This is a genomic window from Burkholderia sp. SR8, from assembly GCF_052851275.1.
Genome location: NZ_JAULUC010000029.1, coordinates 1 through 17,736, shown reverse-complemented (window position 1 = coordinate 17,736; position 17,736 = coordinate 1). Strand labels below are relative to the sequence as shown.

The 17,736-nt window shown below is 67.6% G+C and carries 16 protein-coding genes; 14 read left to right on the top strand and 2 right to left on the bottom strand.

Annotation, left to right across the window (positions count from 1 at the left end; translation table 11 throughout):
• Positions 1 to 32: 32 nt before the first annotated feature.
• The 8 genes from Q3A80_RS27385 to Q3A80_RS27350 all read left to right on the top strand — a co-directional run bounded on the left by Q3A80_RS27385 (position 33) and on the right by Q3A80_RS27350 (position 10,196).
• Positions 33 to 1,511, top strand: coding sequence for a flavin monoamine oxidase family protein (locus tag Q3A80_RS27385; protein WP_446331944.1), 1,479 nt, complete (start codon positions 33 to 35; stop codon positions 1,509 to 1,511).
• Positions 1,512 to 2,219 carry a c-type cytochrome gene (locus Q3A80_RS27380; protein WP_446331943.1) on the top strand — a complete coding sequence of 236 codons (708 nt, stop codon included), beginning with the start codon at positions 1,512 to 1,514 and terminating at the stop codon, positions 2,217 to 2,219.
• 172 nt (positions 2,220 to 2,391) lie between these two features.
• A complete protein-coding gene (locus tag Q3A80_RS27375; protein WP_446331942.1) occupies positions 2,392 to 3,522 on the top strand; it encodes a saccharopine dehydrogenase family protein in 1,131 nt (376 codons plus the stop codon).
• 42 nt (positions 3,523 to 3,564) lie between these two features.
• Entirely contained in the window at positions 3,565 to 5,118 is a 1,554-nt protein-coding gene (locus Q3A80_RS27370) for an AMP-binding protein (RefSeq protein ID WP_446331941.1), read from the top strand.
• Between the two features lie 25 nt (positions 5,119 to 5,143).
• Entirely contained in the window at positions 5,144 to 6,385 is a 1,242-nt protein-coding gene (locus Q3A80_RS27365; protein WP_446331940.1) for a thiolase family protein, read from the top strand.
• An 11-nt stretch (positions 6,386 to 6,396) separates the two neighbouring features.
• Positions 6,397 to 7,884: an FAD-dependent oxidoreductase gene (locus Q3A80_RS27360; protein ID WP_446331939.1), complete on the top strand. Its 1,488-nt coding sequence runs from the start codon at positions 6,397 to 6,399 to the stop codon at positions 7,882 to 7,884.
• Positions 7,885 to 8,051: 167 nt separating this feature from the next.
• A complete protein-coding gene (locus tag Q3A80_RS27355) occupies positions 8,052 to 8,726 on the top strand; it encodes a TetR/AcrR family transcriptional regulator (protein ID WP_446331938.1) in 675 nt (224 codons plus the stop codon).
• Positions 8,727 to 8,906: 180 nt separating this feature from the next.
• Positions 8,907 to 10,196, top strand: coding sequence for an acyl-CoA dehydrogenase family protein (locus tag Q3A80_RS27350; protein WP_446331937.1), 1,290 nt, complete (start codon positions 8,907 to 8,909; stop codon positions 10,194 to 10,196).
• A gap of 151 nt (positions 10,197 to 10,347) precedes the next feature.
• Here the strand turns inward: Q3A80_RS27350 and Q3A80_RS27345 are convergent, their stop codons facing one another.
• Entirely contained in the window at positions 10,348 to 10,503 is a 156-nt protein-coding gene (locus Q3A80_RS27345) for a DUF3309 family protein (RefSeq protein ID WP_006749320.1), read from the bottom strand.
• Between the two features lie 219 nt (positions 10,504 to 10,722).
• Here Q3A80_RS27345 and Q3A80_RS27340 point away from each other — a divergent pair, with 219 nt between their 5' ends.
• From Q3A80_RS27340 to Q3A80_RS27315, 6 genes are all read left to right on the top strand, one after another.
• Positions 10,723 to 11,397, top strand: a complete 675-nt coding sequence (locus Q3A80_RS27340; RefSeq protein ID WP_446331936.1) for a histidine phosphatase family protein — start codon at positions 10,723 to 10,725, stop codon at positions 11,395 to 11,397.
• Positions 11,398 to 11,417: 20 nt separating this feature from the next.
• Positions 11,418 to 12,449 (top strand): phosphotransferase, encoded by a 1,032-nt coding sequence (locus Q3A80_RS27335; protein ID WP_446331935.1) that lies wholly within the window; start codon positions 11,418 to 11,420, stop codon positions 12,447 to 12,449.
• 67 nt (positions 12,450 to 12,516) lie between these two features.
• Positions 12,517 to 13,281, top strand: a complete 765-nt coding sequence (locus Q3A80_RS27330) for an SDR family oxidoreductase (protein ID WP_446331934.1) — start codon at positions 12,517 to 12,519, stop codon at positions 13,279 to 13,281.
• 7 nt (positions 13,282 to 13,288) lie between these two features.
• Positions 13,289 to 14,047: an SDR family NAD(P)-dependent oxidoreductase gene (locus tag Q3A80_RS27325; protein WP_446331933.1), complete on the top strand. Its 759-nt coding sequence runs from the start codon at positions 13,289 to 13,291 to the stop codon at positions 14,045 to 14,047.
• Between the two features lie 39 nt (positions 14,048 to 14,086).
• Entirely contained in the window at positions 14,087 to 15,331 is a 1,245-nt protein-coding gene (locus Q3A80_RS27320) for an acyl-CoA dehydrogenase family protein (protein ID WP_446331932.1), read from the top strand.
• A gap of 79 nt (positions 15,332 to 15,410) precedes the next feature.
• A complete protein-coding gene (locus tag Q3A80_RS27315; protein WP_446331931.1) occupies positions 15,411 to 16,316 on the top strand; it encodes a LysR family transcriptional regulator in 906 nt (301 codons plus the stop codon).
• A 15-nt stretch (positions 16,317 to 16,331) separates the two neighbouring features.
• On the opposite strand, the gene Q3A80_RS27310 is transcribed toward Q3A80_RS27315, so the two are convergent.
• Positions 16,332 to 17,453, bottom strand: a complete 1,122-nt coding sequence (locus Q3A80_RS27310) for a molecular chaperone DnaJ (protein WP_446331930.1) — start codon at positions 17,451 to 17,453, stop codon at positions 16,332 to 16,334.
• Positions 17,454 to 17,736: the final 283 nt, after the last annotated feature.

Here is a 17,736-nt window from a genome sequence, read left to right as displayed (position 1 = left end):
AGATGGAGAAGCAACGAAGGATGGAGTTCAACATGAATCGCAAGCACAAGCCGGACGCGCAGACCCGGCGGCGGATTCTGCGCGTCGCGGCGGCCGGCGCCGCGTCACTCGCGGCCGGGGAAGTGTCGCTCGCCGGCGCGGCGACGCCCGCGGCGAGCGCGAGCGGCGTTCTCGACGTCGTGATCATCGGCGCCGGCCTCGCGGGCCTCACCGCCGCGCGCGACCTCGAGCGCGCCGGATGCGACGCGTTCGTCGTCGTCGAAGCGCGCGACCGCGTCGGCGGGCGGACCTACAACCACGACCTCGGGCACGGCGTCGTGTCGGAGGCCGGCGGCCAGTGGATCGGGCCCGGCCAGACGGCGATCGCCGATCTCGCACGCGAACTCGGCGTCGACACGTTTCCGACCTACTACGCGGGCAAGACGGTCGTGCTCGCCGGCGACGCGCGCGTCGCGCAGGATTTCCACGGCGGCTCGGGCGGCGACGAGGCGATCGGCGCGAAGCTCGGCGCGCTCGCGCGCGGCGTGCCGTCGCGTGAACCGTGGACCGCGCAGCACGCGGCCGAACTCGACAAGCTTACCTACGGCGACTGGCTGCTGCGGCAGGGCGTGACTTACGAAGACGGCTACTTCCTCGGCCTCGCGGCGAAGCTGTCGCTCGGCGGCGCTCCGGCGCAGCTCGGGCTGCTGCACTACCTGTCGATGATCAACAGCGCCGACTGCGACTACGCGAAGCTTGAGTCGACCAAGGGCGGTGCACAGGAAACGCGCTTCGTCGGCGGCTCGCAGGTACTGAGTCTGCGGATGGCGAGCGAACTCGGCACGAAGGTGCGACTGTCCTGCCCGGTGCGCAGGATTTCGGGCTGGGACCGCGACGTCGTCGACGTGCAGACCGATCGTGGCGTGTTCCGCGCGCGGCGCGTGATCGTCGCGCTGAATCCGGCGCTCTGCGAGCAGATCGTGTTCGATCCGCCGCTGCCCGCGGGCCGCGCGCAACTGCAGCGCAACTGGCCCGCGAACGCGCCGATGCGCAAGACGGTGCACGTGTACGACCGCCCGTTCTGGCGCGACGACGGCTACAACGGGCAGATCTTCGAGGTCGGCGGCCCGGTCTTCATGGCGTACGACAACTCGCCGCCGGACGGCTCGGTCGGCGTGCTCGCCGCGTTCGTCGCGCCGGGTGCGCTGCCGGCGGAGCCGAAGGCCGCCGAGCGGGCGCTGTCGGCCGTATTCGCGCGCGCGCTCGGCGACAAGGCGCTGCATCCGACCCAGTTCCACGACTACGACTGGGGCCGCATCGATCCCTGGACGCTGCAGTGCATCCATCCGCTGCCGCCCGGCTTCTGGACGAAGTGGGGCAAGTACCTGCGCCCGGAGGCCGGCCGGCTGATCTGGTCGGGAACCGAAACGGCCGACCTGTGGCCCGGCGCGATGGACGGCGCCGTGCGCTCCGGGCACCGCGCGGCGCTGCAGGCGCTCGGCAAGCTGGCCGGCCGCGGCAAGGAGGCGTGAATGAAGCGAACCTGGATGATCGGCACCGTGCTGGTGATCGCGGGCGTTGCCACAGCCGGCACGCTGTACGGGCCCGACCTGCTCGACGGCATGCGTTACGAGAAGGCGATGGCCGCGATCGGCGGCGCGGACCACGCGAACGGCGGCGCGTGGCCGCAGCTGCAGGAGACCTGCGCGTTCTGCCACGGTACGCACGGACAGTCGCGCAACGCGTGGTATCCGTCGCTGGCGGGGCAGCCTGCGACCTACATCGCCGCGCAACTGCGTGCGTTCGCGAGCGACGCGCGTCGCAATGCGTACATGGGGCCGCTTGCGCGCGAGCTCGACGACGCGAAGATCGATGCGCTGGCGACCTATTTCGCGCGGCAAGCGCCGGAGCGCAACGAGGCGGTGCCGGCCGATGCGGCGCTCGCACAGCGCGGGATGGCACTGGTGACAGCGCGCGGCTGTCAGGCGTGCCACGGTGCGGCGTTGACGGGCAAGGACCACATGCCGCGCCTCGCGGGCCAGGGGCAGCTCTATCTGGAGGCGCAGCTTGCCGCATTCCGGTCGGGCCAGCGCCACGATCCGAGCGGCGCGATGAACGGTGTGGCCGCGACGCTGTCCGGCGACGACACGCGCGCCATCGCGCACTACCTTGCCGGTCTGCCGCCGGACGGCGCGGGCGGTGCGGTCGACCGGAATGCCGCGGGCGGTACGGCCCGATGATGCGGACGGCGCGCCGGGGCCGGGAATACCCTGTCTTTTTCTTCGCGGTTTACTTTGTCATAGTGACCTAAGATTGGTAATGTGTTCTATAAATAAGCACCCGAATGCGAAGCGGCAGTAACGGCCGTTCGGCCGAACCGGTTTTCAACAACTCACGTTTCAGGAGACAACCATGGCTAAGCACCCCGTCGTCGTATATGGCGCAAGCGGTTACACCGGCATGTTGATCATGGACTGGCTGATCGACCAGAACATCCCGTTCACCGCGGTCGCGCGCAACGCAGGCCGCGCGAAGGAAATGATGGCGCAGCGCGTCGTGCGCCTCGAATCCGCGCAATACGAAATCGTCGAGGCCGAGCACGACGTCGATGCGCTCGTGAACGCATTCCGCGGCGCAAAGGTCGTCTGCAACACGGTCGGGCCGTTCTCGAGCTTCGGGCTCGTCGGCGTCGAGGCCGCGCTGAAGGCCGGCTGCCACCATCTCGACACGACCGGCGAACAGTCGTATATCCGCGAGGTGCGCGACCGGTTCGGCGAGCTGTATCGCCAGGCCGGCCTGCTGGTGTCGTCGTCGAACGCGTACATGTACACGTTCGCCGAAATCGCGGCCGAGCTCGCGCTCGAAACGCCGGGCATCGACGCGCTGGAGACGGCCACGCTGACGCGCGGCCCGCGCGGCGCGGCCGGTGTGAGCATCGGCTCGACCGCGACCATCTTCGACGGCGCGCGCCACGAGTCCTGCTACCTGTGGGAGAAGGCGCTGGTGCCGCACGCGGCGGACGCGTCGTTCACCGTCGCGACGCCCGAACTCATGCAGCCGGTGTTCTGCCTGCCGTGGGGCGGCACGTCGCTGCCGGTCTACTTCGAACGCGATCCGCGCGTGCGCAGCTGCATTTCGTGCGTGGGCTTCTACGACAACAACGTGATGAAGCTGGTGCACCAGTTCGGGCAGAAGTGGGAAGCCGAGTACAAGCACCTGCCGCGCGAGCAGCAGGACGAAGTGCTGAAGCAGGTCGTCGCGTCGACCACGCCGACGATGCCGCCGCGCGAGCGCACGACGATCCAGCGCAGCGTCGACTTCGCGATCGGCCGCGGCCAGCTCGCGGCGGTGCGCGCGACCGTGCACGGGGTGACGCCGTACATCTCGACGGGCGCGATTCACGCGGCCGGCGTGCTCAAGCTGCTTGACGGCGATACCGCGCGCACGGGCTTCGCGTCGGGCTCGAAGGCATTCGGCCATCGCTACCTGCTCGGCTTCCTCGAACAGCGCGGGCTCGCGCGCGCGACGGTCACGCAACTGTGATGGCCGCCGCCGCACCGGCACAGACCCAACGGAACCAGTGACATGGCCATTATCGATTTCTACGACCGCGGGTGGCGCATCAATCCCGACGGCATCGCGTACATCCAGGACGAGCGCAGCTACACGTTCCGGGAAATCGGCGAGCTGTCGTGCCGCATCGCGAACGGGCTGCTCGCCGCCGGCTTCGCGAAGGAAGCGAAGGCGGCGGTGTGGGCGGACAACGACGTGACCGGCTGGAGCTGTGCGCTCGGCATGTGGCGCGCGGGGCTCGCGTACATCCCGGTCAACGGCCGCAACGCGCCGGCCGAGAACCAGTACGTGCTCGACGCGTTCGACTGCGAGGTGCTGTTCTTCCACCATGCGTTCGCTGATGCGATCGACGCGCTGCGGCCGAGGCTGCCGAAGGTGCGGCTGTGGGTGTGCATCGACGCCGACCTGCCGTGGGCGCCGTCGCTCGCGACGTGGACCGAAGGGCAGCCGGCCACGCCGCCGGTCGTCGACTACGCGATGGACGACGTCGTCACGCTGTCGGCCACCGGAGGCACGACCGGCTTGCCGAAGGGCGTGATGAACACGCACCGCTCGTTCCAGACGTATTTCGCGAACTTCATGATCGCGATGTCGTACGGCGACGAGCGGCCGGTGAATCTCGCCGCGGCGCCGATGACACACACCGCCGGGATGCTGTCGCTGCCGTGCACCGCGCGCGGCGGCACCGTCGTCGTGCTGCCGAAGCCCGATCCGGCGCTGCTGCTCGGCGCGATCGTCAAGCACCGCGTGACCGAGTTCTTCCTGCCGCCGACCGTGATCTACCGGCTGCTCGACATCCCCGGCATCGACAAGGTCGACTTCTCGTCGCTGCGCTACTTCCTGTACGGGGCCGCGCCGATGTCGGTCGAGAAGCTCAAGCGCGCGATCGAGGTATTCGGGCCGGTGATGACGGGCGGCTACGGCCAGACCGAAGCGCCCGCGTCGATCTCGTACCTGACGCCGGCCGAACATTTCGTCGACGGCAAGCTGGCGCCGGACGAACGGCTGGCCTCGGTCGGCCGCCCGAATCCGCTCGTGCGCGTCGAGATCGTCGGCGAACGCGGCGACGTGCTGAAGCAGGGCGAGACCGGCGAGATCTGCGTGCGCGGCGACCTCGTGATGAAGGGTTACTACCGCGCGCCGGACAAGACGGCCGAGACGATCGTCGACGGCTGGCTGCACACCGGCGACATCGGCCATCTCGACCGGGAAGGCTATCTGCACATCACCGACCGCAAGAAGGACATGATCATCAGCGGCGGCTTCAACGTGTATCCGAGCGAAATCGAGCAGGTCATCTGGTCGCATCCGGCGGTGCAGGACTGCGCGGTGATCGGCGTGCCCGACGACAAGTGGGGCGAAGCCGTGAAGGCCGTGGTCGAACTCAATGCGGGCCAGCACGTGAGTGCCGACGAACTCATCGCGCTGTGCAAGGCGCAGCTCGGCTCGGTGAAGGCGCCGAAGAGCGTGGATTTTGTCGCCGCACTGCCGCGCAGCACGGCCGGCAAGGTGCTGAAGAAGGATCTGCGCGAACAGTACTGGCAGGGCCGGCAACGCAGGATCTGAACCCGATCGATATGGAATCCACCCGATGAGCAACATCTACATCGCCGGCATTGCGATGACCGTGTTCGGCAAACACCCGGACCGCAGCATCGACGATCTCGCACGCGAGGCGCTGCAGCGCGCGTTGCGCGACGCCGGCTGCCACGCCGACGCGATTCGCGCGGCGTTCTACTCCGGCATCACCAACGGCGCTTTACAGGGGCAGCTGTCGATTCCCGGTCAGGTCGTGTTCAGCAAGATCGGCCTCGACGGCATTCCGATGTTCAACGTCGAGAACGCGTGCGCGTCCGGCAGCACGGCCGTGCACCTCGCCGTGCGCGAGCTGCAGGCCGGCGCGTGCGACGTCGCGCTGGCGCTCGGCGCGGAAAAGATGAACGTCGCGGACAAGGCGAAATCGTTCGCGCTGTTCGAGGCCGGCTGGGACGTTGCGCGCGTCGACGAGAATTTCGCGACGCTCGCGCGCCTCGGCGAAGGGATCGAGCCGCCGCCCGGCTCCGAATCCGAGCGCCCGTACAGCCGCTTCATGAAGATCTATGCGGCGCTGTGCCGGCATCACATGCACACGTACGGCACGACGCAGCGGCAGATCGCGGCCGTGTCCGCGAAGAACCACGCGCATTCGGTGCACAACCCGTACTCGCAGTTCCGTCAGCCGTTCACGATCGACGAGGTGCTCGCGGCGCCGCCGATCACGTATCCGATCACGCTGCCGATGTGCGCACCGCTGTCGGACGGCGCGGCCGCGGCGATTCTCTGTACCGAGGAAGGGCTCGCGCGCATCGGTGCCGACCGCAGCCGCTGCATCCGGATCGCCGCGAGCGTGATCCGCAGCTTCACGCGCCGGCGGATCGACGAGCCGCACAAGCACATCGGCAGGCTTGCCGCGTTGCAGGCATACGAGCAGGCCGGCGTCGGTCCGGAGGACATGGACGTTGCCGAAGTGCACGACGCGTCGGCGATGGGCGAGATCATCCAGGCCGAGAACCTCGGCTTCGTGCCGTTCGGCGAAGGCGGTCCGGCGGCCGAGCGCGGCGAGTTCACGCTCGGCGGCCGGATTCCGATCAACACGTCGGGCGGGCTCGAATCGAAGGGCCACCCGCTCGGCGCGACGGGCATCGGCCAGCTTTACGAACTCGTCACGCAGCTGCGCGGCGAGGCCGGTGCGCGGCAAGTGGACGGCGCGCGCCATGCGATCCAGGAGAACGGCGGCGGCTTGCAGGGCATCGAGGAAGCGGCGCTGGCGATTCACATTCTCAGCAGGGACTGACGGAGGCGAACATGAGCGACGCATACGGCGCGATGGCGGCGGGACGGACGGGGCCGGCACGACCGCAGGCGGCTGCGCGATCGGTGGGCGGCGTTGGCGAGGCGGCGGCGATGCAGGGAGCCGGCATGGACGCGGCAGGTCCGCTCGCGCGCTGGGGCGAGGACATCCGCGCGGACGCCGCGCTGCAGAAGTATCGCCCGATCGGCGGCTGGATCGACGCGCCGGATCGCGCGCAGCCGGCACTCGAAGGCGACGTGCACGCGGACGCGGTCGTGGTCGGCGCCGGCTTCGCCGGGCTGTCGACCGCACTGGAGCTGGCCGCGCGCGGCGCGAGCGTCGTCGTGCTCGAACGCGAGTTCGCAGGCTTCGGCGCGAGCGGACGCAACGCCGGCTATCTCGCCGGCGGCCAGGGGCTCGAATACGAACTGTTCGTGAAGCGCGTCGGCCACGAGCAGGCCAGGCGGATCGTCGGCTTCTACGACGAAGGCGTCGCCTATGTCGAGCGCAAGCTCGCCGAATACGCGATCGATTGCGACTACCGCGCGTCAGGCATCATTCGCGCGGGCGTGCATCCGTCGCAGGAGAAGCGGCTGCGCGAAAGTATGGAAACCGGCATCGAGCTCGGCTCGCCCGCGCAGTTTCTCGACGGCGCGGCGATGCGCGCACGCGGGATTCCGCCGGCGTTCCTGTTCGGCGCATACGTGCCGGGCGGCGGCACGCTCGATCCCGGCAAGTACGTCGCGGGGTTGCGGCGCGCGGCGCTGGCGGCCGGCGTGAGGCTCTACGAGAACACCGCGGTGACCGGCTTCGACGAAGGCCCGACCGTGCGCGTGCGTACCGCACGCGGCAGCGCGAGCGCGCCGGTGGCGGTGCTCGCGACCAATGCGTACACGCCGCAACTGGGTCTGCTCGGCGACAAGGTGATGCCGCTGCGTGTATCGGCGCTCGAAACCGAGCCGCTGTCCGATGCGCAGCTCGACGCGCTGGCCTGGCCGAACCGCGAAGGCATCGTGACGTCGCACCTGACGATGGAAAGCCATCGCCTCACCGCGCGCAACACGCTGCTGCTGACGACCAAGCGGCTGCACTACGTGTACGGCTCGCAGACGCCGAACGTGCGGGACGACGATGCGTATCGCGCACTCGCGAAGGCGCTGCACGCACGCTTCCCGCAACTGGGCAACGTGCCGGTGCGCGCATGCTGGAGCGGCTACATCTCGTTCGCCGGCGACGCATTGCCGGTGGTCGGCGCGGCGGGCGCGCACCGCAACGTGTTCTACACGGCCGGTTGTTCGGGGCACGGTGTCGGCACGCAGTCGCTGATCGGGCGCGTGCTCGCCGAGCGCATCCACGACGGACAATCGGCGTTGCTGGACGCACTGACGCACAGGACGCCCTCGGTGCCGCCCGAGCCGCTGCGATGGTGTGCGATGACCGCGATGCTCGGCGTCGCGAACCTGCTCGACGAACGCGTGAACCGCAAGGTGAAGCCGGTGTAGCGGTGCATGCGCTCGTCGCGGCGCGGGAACGCGGATCCGGCCGGACCGCCCGGCGACCGGGCGGCTCGATGGAAAATGAGGCTCGCATCGGGTATAGTCGTTTGCGCTCCGTAAGGGACGGAGCGTCCATTCGACGAAGCCGAAACGCCATCTTCACGACGAACACGATGACAGTGTCCAACGAGCAGCGCAGCACGAGAAAGCGGCGCACTTCGACTGCCGCCGCAGCAGCGGGCAACCCCGACGGTCTGCGGGCGCAAGGGCTGCGCACGCGCAACACGATCATTCGGGTCGCGCGCAAGCTGCTGCTCGAAGGCGGCCCGCTGGAATTCTCGCAGCGCGCGGTCGCCGCAGCCGCGGGCATCAGCGTCAGTAATCTGCAGTACTACTTCCCGACGCGGATCGCCGTGCTGCGGGCCGTCATCGAGCCGGTCATCGATACCTATCTCGAGGACATGAAGCGCGCGCTCAGCAGCGATGCGTCGCCGCGCGACGTGTTCGACGAGATCATCCAGCGCTCGATCTCCGATGCGAAGGATGCGAAGTACAACGCACTGTTCCGGCATTTCCTGTCGTTCGCGGCCACCGACTCCGAGTGCTTCAAGCTGTACGACGAGTGGTACGCGACGCTGACGCGAGACCTCGCGCAACTGCTGCGCGCGGTCAATCCCGCATTCAGCGCGGCCGACAGCAAGCATGCGGCGACGATGCTGATCGCGCTCGCGGACGGTCTCGCGATGCAGTACGGCACCGGGCGCCAGACGCAGGCGCTCGACGCGTATTTCACCGCGACGTCACGCGCGATTGCATACGGCACGCTGACGGCACCGGCCGGGAAATAGCTAATAGCGCCGCGCTGCGCATGGCAGACAGCGCATGAACGGACAGGGGAATACCCTGTCTTTTTTTTGCCTCCTCTGTTTGTCATGATGACCTATGTTTGGTAGGTGTTACTAGACGTGGGATGGCCGGGTGCATCTGCTGCCTGGTCGACATGACTGGAGTCCAGGAGGAGAACGGAAATGATTCGTCTGAACAAGTCCGCGGCGCTGCCGCTGGTCGGCTTGACCGGCTTCGAGACGCCGCTGAGCGAAGAGGAAGGCGCGATCCAGCACACGGTTCACCGCTTTGCGCGCGACGTGCTGCGGCCGATCGGGCGCGAGCTCGACCGGATGACGCCGGAGGAAGTGATCGCGCCCGGCTCGCCGTACTGGGCCGCGATCGTCGAGAGCGCGAAGCTCGGCCTCGATCCGCAATTGATCGCGCAGTTTCCGCCGGAAACCGCGGTGCGCATCGAGTCGCTGATCGGCGAGGAGCTCGGCTGGGGCGATTCGGGTCTCGCCGTGTCGATTGGCGCAGCGACGATGCCGTTGATGATGGCGCATTCGGTCGGCAATCCGGAGCTGGTCGAGATGTGCGCGGGCAAGGTCGGCTGCTGGATGAACACGCAGCCCGATCGCGGCTCCGACGCGGCGATCCTGTATCGACAGGAACTCGGCGCGAACGGCCGGCAGCCGGTCGGCAACGTGACCGCGAAGGTCGGTGCCGACGAGATCGTGATCAACGGCCAGAGCTCCGCATGGATCTCGAACGGGTCGGTCGCGCAGGTCGCGCTCGCGTACATGGCCGCCGACTACGGCGACGGGTTCTACGGCGAAGGCGAACGCAGCCAGTTCACCAACGGCATCGCGATGATCCTGCCGCTCGATCTGCCGGGTGTGTCGCGCGGCAAGCCGCTCGACAAGATCGGCCAGCGCTCGCTGCCGCAGGGCGAGATCTATTTCGACAACGTGAAGGTGCCGAAGCGTTTCGCGATCGCGCTGAAGGACGACTATCTCGGCAATCTCGCGTCGACGTGGTCGTATGCGGGCACGCACATGTGCCAGGTATTCGTTGGCGTCGCGCGCGCGGCGTTCGAACTCGCGCTCGCGTATTGCCACGAGCGCAAGCAGGGCGGCGCGCTGCTGATGGATCACCAGATGACGCACCTGCGCATCGGCGAGATGCTGCGCCGGCTGGAGATGGCACGCGCGATCGCGCGGCGCAGCCTCGCGTTCTCGCGCATGTCGCCGCAGAGCCATCCGTACGCGACCGCGCAGGCCAAGGTCAGCGTCACCGAGGAAGCGATGAAGATCACGCACGAGGCGTTTCAGCTGTTCGGCGGCAACGGCACCACGCGCGAGTTTCCGATCGAGAAGCTGTTCCGCGACGTGCGTTCGGCGCTGATCGAGGATGGCGAGAACTACGTGCTGGCGTCGCGCCTCGGCGTGCTGGCCGGCGAGCTGTATCAGAACGGGTGGACGCGCGAGTAAGCGGTGCCTGGCGGCGCGCCCCGCCCGGAGGTTCGGCGGCCTGGCGCAGTTTGCATGCAGCCGCCGGCCTGCCGTTCATCACCCACTTTTGTAAAGAAGCGACGACGACACGAAAAGGCGCATGCCGTGCAACCGGCATGCGCCTTTTCGCCTAAATGCGACCCAGCAGCACCAGTATCACGACGATGATGACGACCAGCCCGAGACCGCCCGACGGCCAGTAGCCCCAGCCGCGGCTGTGCGGCCACGCCGGAAATGCCCCAATGAGCAGCAGAATCAGAACGATGATGAGGATGGTACCGAGCATCGCTTCCCTCCTGAACGTGGTGACATGACGGTGGTTGCTGTCGCAATTAACGTGCCGCGACGCGAGGATGCCGAAAGGCGGTGCAAGCGCATTGTCTGAATGCGTGGAACACACGGAATTCATGCGATGAATACCGCTCGATTCAGAAAATAAATTTCAAAAATGCGGGCCCGGTCGCTATGCTGGACCTTCGGTTTCCCTCAAGCGGCGGGCAGGCAAATGGCGGAACTCTTTCTGGTACGGCACGGGCAGGCGTCGTTCGGCACGGACGACTACGACCGGCTGTCCGCGGCGGGCGAGCAGCAGGGCGTGTGGCTCGGCGAGTACTTTGCGCGGCAGGGCCTGACGTTCGACCGCGTGATCTGCGGCACGATGAACCGGCATGCGCAGACGGTCGCCGCGATCCTGCGCGGGATGAGCCGCGAAGGCGTGCAGGTCGATCGCCATCCCGGCCTGAACGAATACGACTTCCACGGGCTGTTCGCGGCGGCGGCCAGCGACTATCCGGAGATCGCGCGGCTCGCGGCCGGCTCGATGAAGGAGCACTTTCGCGCGCTGCGGCAGGTGCTGCACCTGTGGGCCGACGACAAGCTCGGCGATACCGCGCCCGAAACGTGGGCGAACTTCCAGCAGCGCGTGGCCGACGCGCGCGCCGCGATCCGCGCCGGCGGCAGCCAGCGCGTGCTTGCGGTGAGTTCCGGCGGCCCGATCGCGGTGACCGTGCAGCAGGTGCTCGCCGCACCGCCGTCGAGCGCGATCGCGCTGAACCTGCAGATCCGCAACAGCAGTCTTTCGCAGTTTTTCTTCAACGCCGACGCGTTCCACCTGGCGTCGTTCAACGGCATCCCGCATCTCGAGGACCCCGAACGACATGCGTGGCGCACCTACGGCTGACCCTACGAACGATCGCGACGATGACGAACCCTTCCCAGCCCCTCGACGTAGCCCGCCTCACGCGCTATCTGGAAGCGCACGTGCCGGGTTTCGAAGGCCCGCTCGACATGGAGAAGTTTGCCGGCGGCCAGTCGAACCCGACCTTCCTGCTGCACGCGAAAAGCGGCCGCTACGTGCTGCGCCGCCAGCCGCCCGGCGAACTGCTGAAGTCCGCGCATGCGGTCGATCGCGAATTCCGCGTGCTCACCGCGCTGTCGGGCACCGCGGTGCCGGTCGCGCATCCGTATCACCTGTGCGAAGACCGCGACGTGATCGGCAGCCTGTTCTACGTGATGAGCTTCGAGGACGGCCGGATCTTCTGGGATCCCGCGCTGCCGGAATTGCCGCAGGCCGATCGCGCGACCTGCTACGACGCGCTGATTCGCACGATGGCCGCGCTGCACGACGTGGACGTCGATGCAGTCGGCCTCGCCGACTACGGCCGCCCCGGCAACTACTTCGAGCGGCAGATCGGCGTGTGGACCAAGCAGTATCGCGCGGCGGAAACGGAGTGCCTCGACGCGATGGAGACGCTGATCGACTGGCTGCCGAACGCATGCCCGGAGGACACGGGCCGGCCGTCGCTCGTGCACGGCGATTTCCGGATCGACAACCTGATGTTCGCGCGCGACGACTATCGCGTGCAGGCCGTGCTCGACTGGGAGCTGTCGACGCTCGGCAATCCGCTCGCCGATCTCGCGTATTTCTGCATGTGCCTGCGGCTGCCGTCCGGCGGCCAGGTGCGCGGACTCGCGGGCCAGGATCGCGCGGCACTCGGCATTCCGGACGAAGCGGCGATCGTCGCGCGCTATTGCGAACTGCGCGGGATCGAGCCGATCCGCGACTGGCATTTCTATCTCGCGTTCAGCTTCTTCCGGCTCGCGGCGATCGCGCAGGGCGTGAAGGCGCGCGCGCTGCAGGGCAACGCATCGAGCGAGCAGGCGCTGCGCGTCGGCGCGATGGCCGGCCGGCTGGCCGAGATGGCCGTCGGCGTGATCGACGCGCATCGCTGAAATCGCTGGCGTCGCCGACATCGCGAAGCCGCGACACGACAACACATCAATGGAGGAGCACAGCAACATGGCAACGAATCTGTTCGACCTGACGGGCAAGATCGCGCTGGTGACGGGCGCGAGCCGCGGCATCGGCGAGGAAATCGCGAAGCTGCTCGCGCAGCAGGGCGCGCACGTGATCGTGTCGAGCCGCAAGCTCGACGACTGTCGGGCCGTGGCCGACGCGATCGTCGCGGCAGGCGGCCGCGCGGAAGCGCTCGCGTGCCACGTCGGGCGGCTGGAGGACATCGCCGCGACGTTCGAGACGATCCGCGGCAAGCACGGGCGGCTCGACATCCTCGTGAACAACGCGGCGGCGAATCCGTATTTCGGGCACATCCTCGATACCGATCTCGCCGCGTACGAGAAGACCGTCGACGTGAACATCCGCGGCTACTTCTTCATGTCGGTCGAAGCCGGCAAGCTGATGAAGGCGCAGGGCGGCGGCGCGATCGTCAACACCGCGTCGGTGAATGCGCTGCAGCCGGGCGACCGGCAGGGCATCTATTCGATCACGAAGGCTGCGGTCGTCAACATGACGAAGGCATTCGCGAAGGAATGCGGGCCGTTCGGCATCCGCGTGAACGCGCTGCTGCCGGGCCTCACGAAGACGAAGTTCGCGGGCGCGCTGTTCGCGGACAAGGACATCTACGAAAACTGGATGACGAAGATCCCGCTGCGTCGCCACGCGGAGCCGCGCGAGATGGCCGGCACCGTGCTGTATCTGGTGTCGGACGCGGCGAGCTACACGAACGGCGAATGCATCGTCGTCGACGGCGGCCTGACGATCTGAGCGCGCGATGAGACTCGACAGCTACGCGGGGCAGTCCGTGATGATCACCGGCGCCGCGAGCGGCTTCGGCGCGCTGCTCGCGGGCGAGCTGGCCGCGATGGGCGCGCGGCTCGCGCTCGGCGATGTCAACGACGCCGCGCTCGAACGTGTGGCCGCGCAGCTGCGCGCCGGCGGCGCGGACGTAATCGCGCAGCACTGCGACGTGCGTATCGAAGCCGACGTCGCGTCGCTGGTCCAGGCGGCGGTCGCGGGCTTCGAACGGCTCGACGTCGGCATCAACAATGCAGGCATCGCCCCGCCGATGAAGGCACTGATCGATACCGACGAAGCCGATCTCGACCTGAGCTTCGCGGTGAACGCGAAAGGCGTGTTCTTCGGGATGAAGCACCAGATCCGCCAGATGCTCGCGCAGCGCGAAGGCGTGATCCTGAACGTCGCGTCGATGGCCGGGCTCGGCGGCGCGCCGAAGCTCGCCGCATATGCGGCATCGAAACATGCGGTGGTCGGGCTCACGAAGACGGCCGCGCTCGAATACGCGCGTCACGGCATTCGCGTGAACGCGGTGTGCCCGTTCTACAGCACGACGCCGATGGTCACCGACAGCGACATGAGCGGCCGCCAGGAGTTTCTCGCACAGGGTTCGCCGATGAAGCGGCTCGGGCGGCCCGACGAAGTCGTCGCGGCGATGCTGATGCTGTGCGCGAAGGAAAACACCTATCTGACCGGGCAGGCCGTCGCCGTCGACGGCGGCGTGTCGGCCTTCTGAACCGAACGAACGGCAACACCGAATCTCGAGGAGTCGATCATGGACTTTGGCTACACCCCGAAAGTGGAAGAACTGCGCGAACGCGTGCGTGCGTTCATGGATGCGCACATCGTGCCGCGCATCCGGCAGTGGAACGACGAAGTGCATGCGGGGCAGTATCCCGTGTCGTTCATGGAGGCGCTGAAAGAGCGCGCGAAGGCCGAAGGCCTGTGGAACCTGTTCCTGCCGCACCTGAAGGACGACGAGCCGGGCACGGGACTGACCAACCTCGAATACGCGCCGCTCGCCGAGATCATGGGGCGCGTGAGCTGGGCGTCGGAGGTGTTCAACTGCAACGCGCCGGACACCGGCAACATGGAGCTGCTGCACATGTTCGCGACGCCCGAGCAGCGCGAGCAGTGGCTGCTGCCGCTGTTGCGCGGCGAGATCCGCTCGGCGTTCGCGATGACGGAACCGGACGTCGCATCGTCGGACGCGACCAACATCACGACGCGCATCGAGCGCGACGGCGACGACTACGTGATCAACGGCCGCAAGTGGTTCATCACGAACGCCGCGCATCCGAACTGCAGGATCTTCATCGTGATGGGCAAGACCGACCCGCACGCCGAATCGCACCGGCAGCAGAGCATGATCCTCGTGCCGCGCGACACGCCGGGCGTGACGGTCGTGCGCAACATCACGGTGGTCAATCACTACGCGCCGGAAGGGCACTGCGAGATCACGTTCGACGACGTGCGCGTGCCGGCGCGCAACCTGCTCGGCGAAGAAGGCAGCGGTTTCGCGCTCGCGCAGGCGCGCCTCGGGCCGGGCCGCATCCACCACTGCATGCGTTCGATCGGCGCGGCCGAGCTCGCGCTGGAGCTGATGATCGACCGCGCGCAGTCGCGCGAGGCATTCGGCAAGCCGCTGAACCGGCACGGCACGATCGGCGAATGGATCGCGCGCTCGCGCATCGAGATCGACCAGGCGCGGCTGCTCGTGCTGAAGACCGCGTGGATGATCGACAAGGTCGGCGCGAAGGCCGCGCGCAAGGAGATCTCGATGATCAAGGCGCTCGTGCCGACGGTTTATACCGACGTGTGCGACCGCGCGATGCAGGTGTTCGGCGCGATGGGCCTGAGCCCGGACACGCCGCTCGCCGATCTGTGGACCTGGGGCCGCGCGCTGCGCTTCGCCGACGGCCCGGACGAGGTGCACCTGCAGGCGATCGCGCGGATGGAGATCAAGGACGCGGTGCGCGGCTCGACGGAGCCGTACCTGACGCGGCCGCCGCGCGGTTGAGCGGCGCGGCGCGCGGTAGAGCGACGTGAACGAACGGGACGCGCAAGCCGTATTAAGATGCCGGCAAGGAGATCCGGCGATGCGCCTTTCGAAGATTGATCTGAACCTGTTCGTCGTATTCGAGGCGATCTACAACAAGCGCAACCTGACGCGCGCGGCCGAGGTGCTGAACCTCACGCAGCCGGCCGTCAGCAATGCGCTGGCGCGGCTGCGCAAGACGCTGAACGATCCGCTGTTCGTCAGCACGCCGGCCGGGATGATGCCGACGCCGATGGCCGAGAACATCGTCGGCCGTGTGCGCGAGGCGCTGCAACTGCTCGATTCGAGCGCGCATGAAGGCGACGTGTTCGATCCGGCTTCGTCCGAGCGCGTGTTCCGGTTGAGCATGAGCGACCTGACCGAAGCGCTGCTGCTGCCCGCGCTCGGCGAACTGCTGCAGACGCATGCGCCCGGCATGCACGTGCGCAGCTACACGATGGACCGCCGCGAAGTGGCGACCGCGCTCGCGAACGGCTCCGTCGACATCGCGATCGACGCGCCGCTGATCGGCGACCCGCACCTGCACCAGGCGCTGCTCGTGCGCGACCGCTATGCGTGCATGATCCGCGACGACCATCCGTTCAAGGGCGACACGCTGACCATGGACGACTACCTGTCGATGGGGCACATCCACGTGTCGAGCCGCCGCAAGGGCAGCGGGCACGTCGATGCGGAACTGACGCGGCTCGGGCTGCGCCGCAACATCCAGATGCGCGTGCAGCACTACATGGTCGCGCCGCTGATCGCGATGCGCGGCGATCTCGCGTTGACGGCGCCGCTCAGGCTGCTGCAGCGCTATCCGGCGCGGATTCTCGAACTGCCGTTCGAGATGCCGACGCTCGAATATTACTGCTACTGGCATCGCAGCGCCGATCAGGATCAGGGCAGTCAGTGGCTGCGCGAGCAGTTGATGATGCTGATGGGCGGGATGGGCGAGCCGCGATGATGCAAGCGGGGCCGCTCAATACGCATCGTCGTCGAAGCGCGACGATGCGGGGCGGCGCTTCATGTCCTTCAGCCAGTCCCGGACGTTGTCCGGATCGCCGAACTCGCGCAGCGCAACCGCCAGGTCCTGGTTGCTGTGCTGCATGCCGGCGATGTCGCGCGCGAGCATGCGCAGCACGGTATCGGGCGCGACCTTGGTCGACGACGCGATGCCGTAGGTGCGCCGGAAATCGTTCTCGACGTGCTGGATCTCCTGATCCAGTTCGCGCAGCTGTTCCTCGAGGATGCCGTTGTAACGCGTGAGCCGCGCTTCGCCGAGGCCGTCGATCGCACGCCGGTCGATCTGTTCGATCTCCAGCTGCAACTCCAGCAACTGCAGAAGGTTGCCCTTCTCATACGCGCGGTTGACCCGCTGCATCAGCGCGGTCTTGCGTTGCTGTTCCTGCGGATCGGTTTCGCGATCGGGATGCAGCGCGCTCGCCAGCTTGCGATAGATCTCGCGGATCGATTTGTTCGATTCGGCCTGTTCGGCTTCGATCCGCGCCTGCGCGGCCGATTGCTTCGGCGCTTTCTTGCGCTTCGCGCGCTGCGCCTCGCGGGCCGCGTGAGCGGCCATGTCGCGTTCGAACTGGGCGTCGAGCTCGGCTTGCATCCGCTCGGCGAGTTCGTCGGGGGACAGTGCATCGAGATCTTCCGGCGGTTCAGGTTCGGGTGTCCGTCCGGCCTTCGCCGGTTCGGGTTCGGGCGTCGCACTGCCGACGTCCCCCGAGGCAACATGCCGGTTGTAAATGACCTTCAACGTCGCGTCGTCGCTGACCTGCAGCAGATCGCGCGCCATGTCGGCGATCAGGTCGGACAGCGTGCGTTGCTCGGCCTTGCTCCAGCCCTTCTGCAGGAACGCGTCGTCGAGCAAATGGATCAGCTTGATGCGCAGCGACGTCGATTCCCGTTCGAGCGGCAACAGCCCGTCGACGAACTTCTTCTGGAACGCCGGCATCACGGCTTCCCACGCGCCGAGCCGCTCGCGCCGCTTTTCGATGTGCTTGACGAGCGTATTGAACGTTTTCTGGGCTTTGGACAGGCTGGCTGTCTCGTGATCGGGCGCGATGGCGACCGCGGCACCGCGACGTGCGGTCATGGTGAATATCCTCCGGCCGCGACAGGGGGGCGCGGCAGGCCGGTATTTTAGCCGGACGGGCGCATGCGTTCCGGCCTGCGGCGCGCCGACGCCGATGCCGAAGCGTTACAGCACCGCCATCGATTCCGTCATGTTCTGCCGCATGTAATCGAGGAAGCGCTTCTGGAACAGCATCGTGTGCTCGTGCGCGGCGCGTTCGGCCGCGTCCGCATCGCGCCGCACGATCGCGTCGATCAGTTCATCGTGGTCGCGGCCGAGTTTCGCGGCGGTCGGCGAACTCACG

Excerpts from the sequence above, each read along its gene's own strand:
- Q3A80_RS27385 (WP_446331944.1), top strand. The coding sequence starts at position 33 with ATGAATCGCAAGCACAAGCCGGACGCGCAGACCCGGCGGCGGATTCTG.
- Q3A80_RS27380 (WP_446331943.1), top strand. The coding sequence starts at position 1,512 with ATGAAGCGAACCTGGATGATCGGCACCGTGCTGGTGATCGCGGGCGTT.
- Q3A80_RS27375 (WP_446331942.1), top strand. The coding sequence starts at position 2,392 with ATGGCTAAGCACCCCGTCGTCGTATATGGCGCAAGCGGTTACACCGGC.
- Q3A80_RS27370 (WP_446331941.1), top strand. The coding sequence starts at position 3,565 with ATGGCCATTATCGATTTCTACGACCGCGGGTGGCGCATCAATCCCGAC.
- Q3A80_RS27365 (WP_446331940.1), top strand. The coding sequence starts at position 5,144 with ATGAGCAACATCTACATCGCCGGCATTGCGATGACCGTGTTCGGCAAA.
- Q3A80_RS27360 (WP_446331939.1), top strand. The coding sequence starts at position 6,397 with ATGAGCGACGCATACGGCGCGATGGCGGCGGGACGGACGGGGCCGGCA.
- Q3A80_RS27355 (WP_446331938.1), top strand. The coding sequence starts at position 8,052 with ATGACAGTGTCCAACGAGCAGCGCAGCACGAGAAAGCGGCGCACTTCG.
- Q3A80_RS27350 (WP_446331937.1), top strand. The coding sequence starts at position 8,907 with ATGATTCGTCTGAACAAGTCCGCGGCGCTGCCGCTGGTCGGCTTGACC.
- Q3A80_RS27345 (WP_006749320.1), bottom strand. The coding sequence starts at position 10,503 with ATGCTCGGTACCATCCTCATCATCGTTCTGATTCTGCTGCTCATTGGG.
- Q3A80_RS27340 (WP_446331936.1), top strand. The coding sequence starts at position 10,723 with ATGGCGGAACTCTTTCTGGTACGGCACGGGCAGGCGTCGTTCGGCACG.
- Q3A80_RS27335 (WP_446331935.1), top strand. The coding sequence starts at position 11,418 with ATGACGAACCCTTCCCAGCCCCTCGACGTAGCCCGCCTCACGCGCTAT.
- Q3A80_RS27330 (WP_446331934.1), top strand. The coding sequence starts at position 12,517 with ATGGCAACGAATCTGTTCGACCTGACGGGCAAGATCGCGCTGGTGACG.
- Q3A80_RS27325 (WP_446331933.1), top strand. The coding sequence starts at position 13,289 with ATGAGACTCGACAGCTACGCGGGGCAGTCCGTGATGATCACCGGCGCC.
- Q3A80_RS27320 (WP_446331932.1), top strand. The coding sequence starts at position 14,087 with ATGGACTTTGGCTACACCCCGAAAGTGGAAGAACTGCGCGAACGCGTG.
- Q3A80_RS27315 (WP_446331931.1), top strand. The coding sequence starts at position 15,411 with ATGCGCCTTTCGAAGATTGATCTGAACCTGTTCGTCGTATTCGAGGCG.
- Q3A80_RS27310 (WP_446331930.1), bottom strand. The coding sequence starts at position 17,453 with ATGACCGCACGTCGCGGTGCCGCGGTCGCCATCGCGCCCGATCACGAG.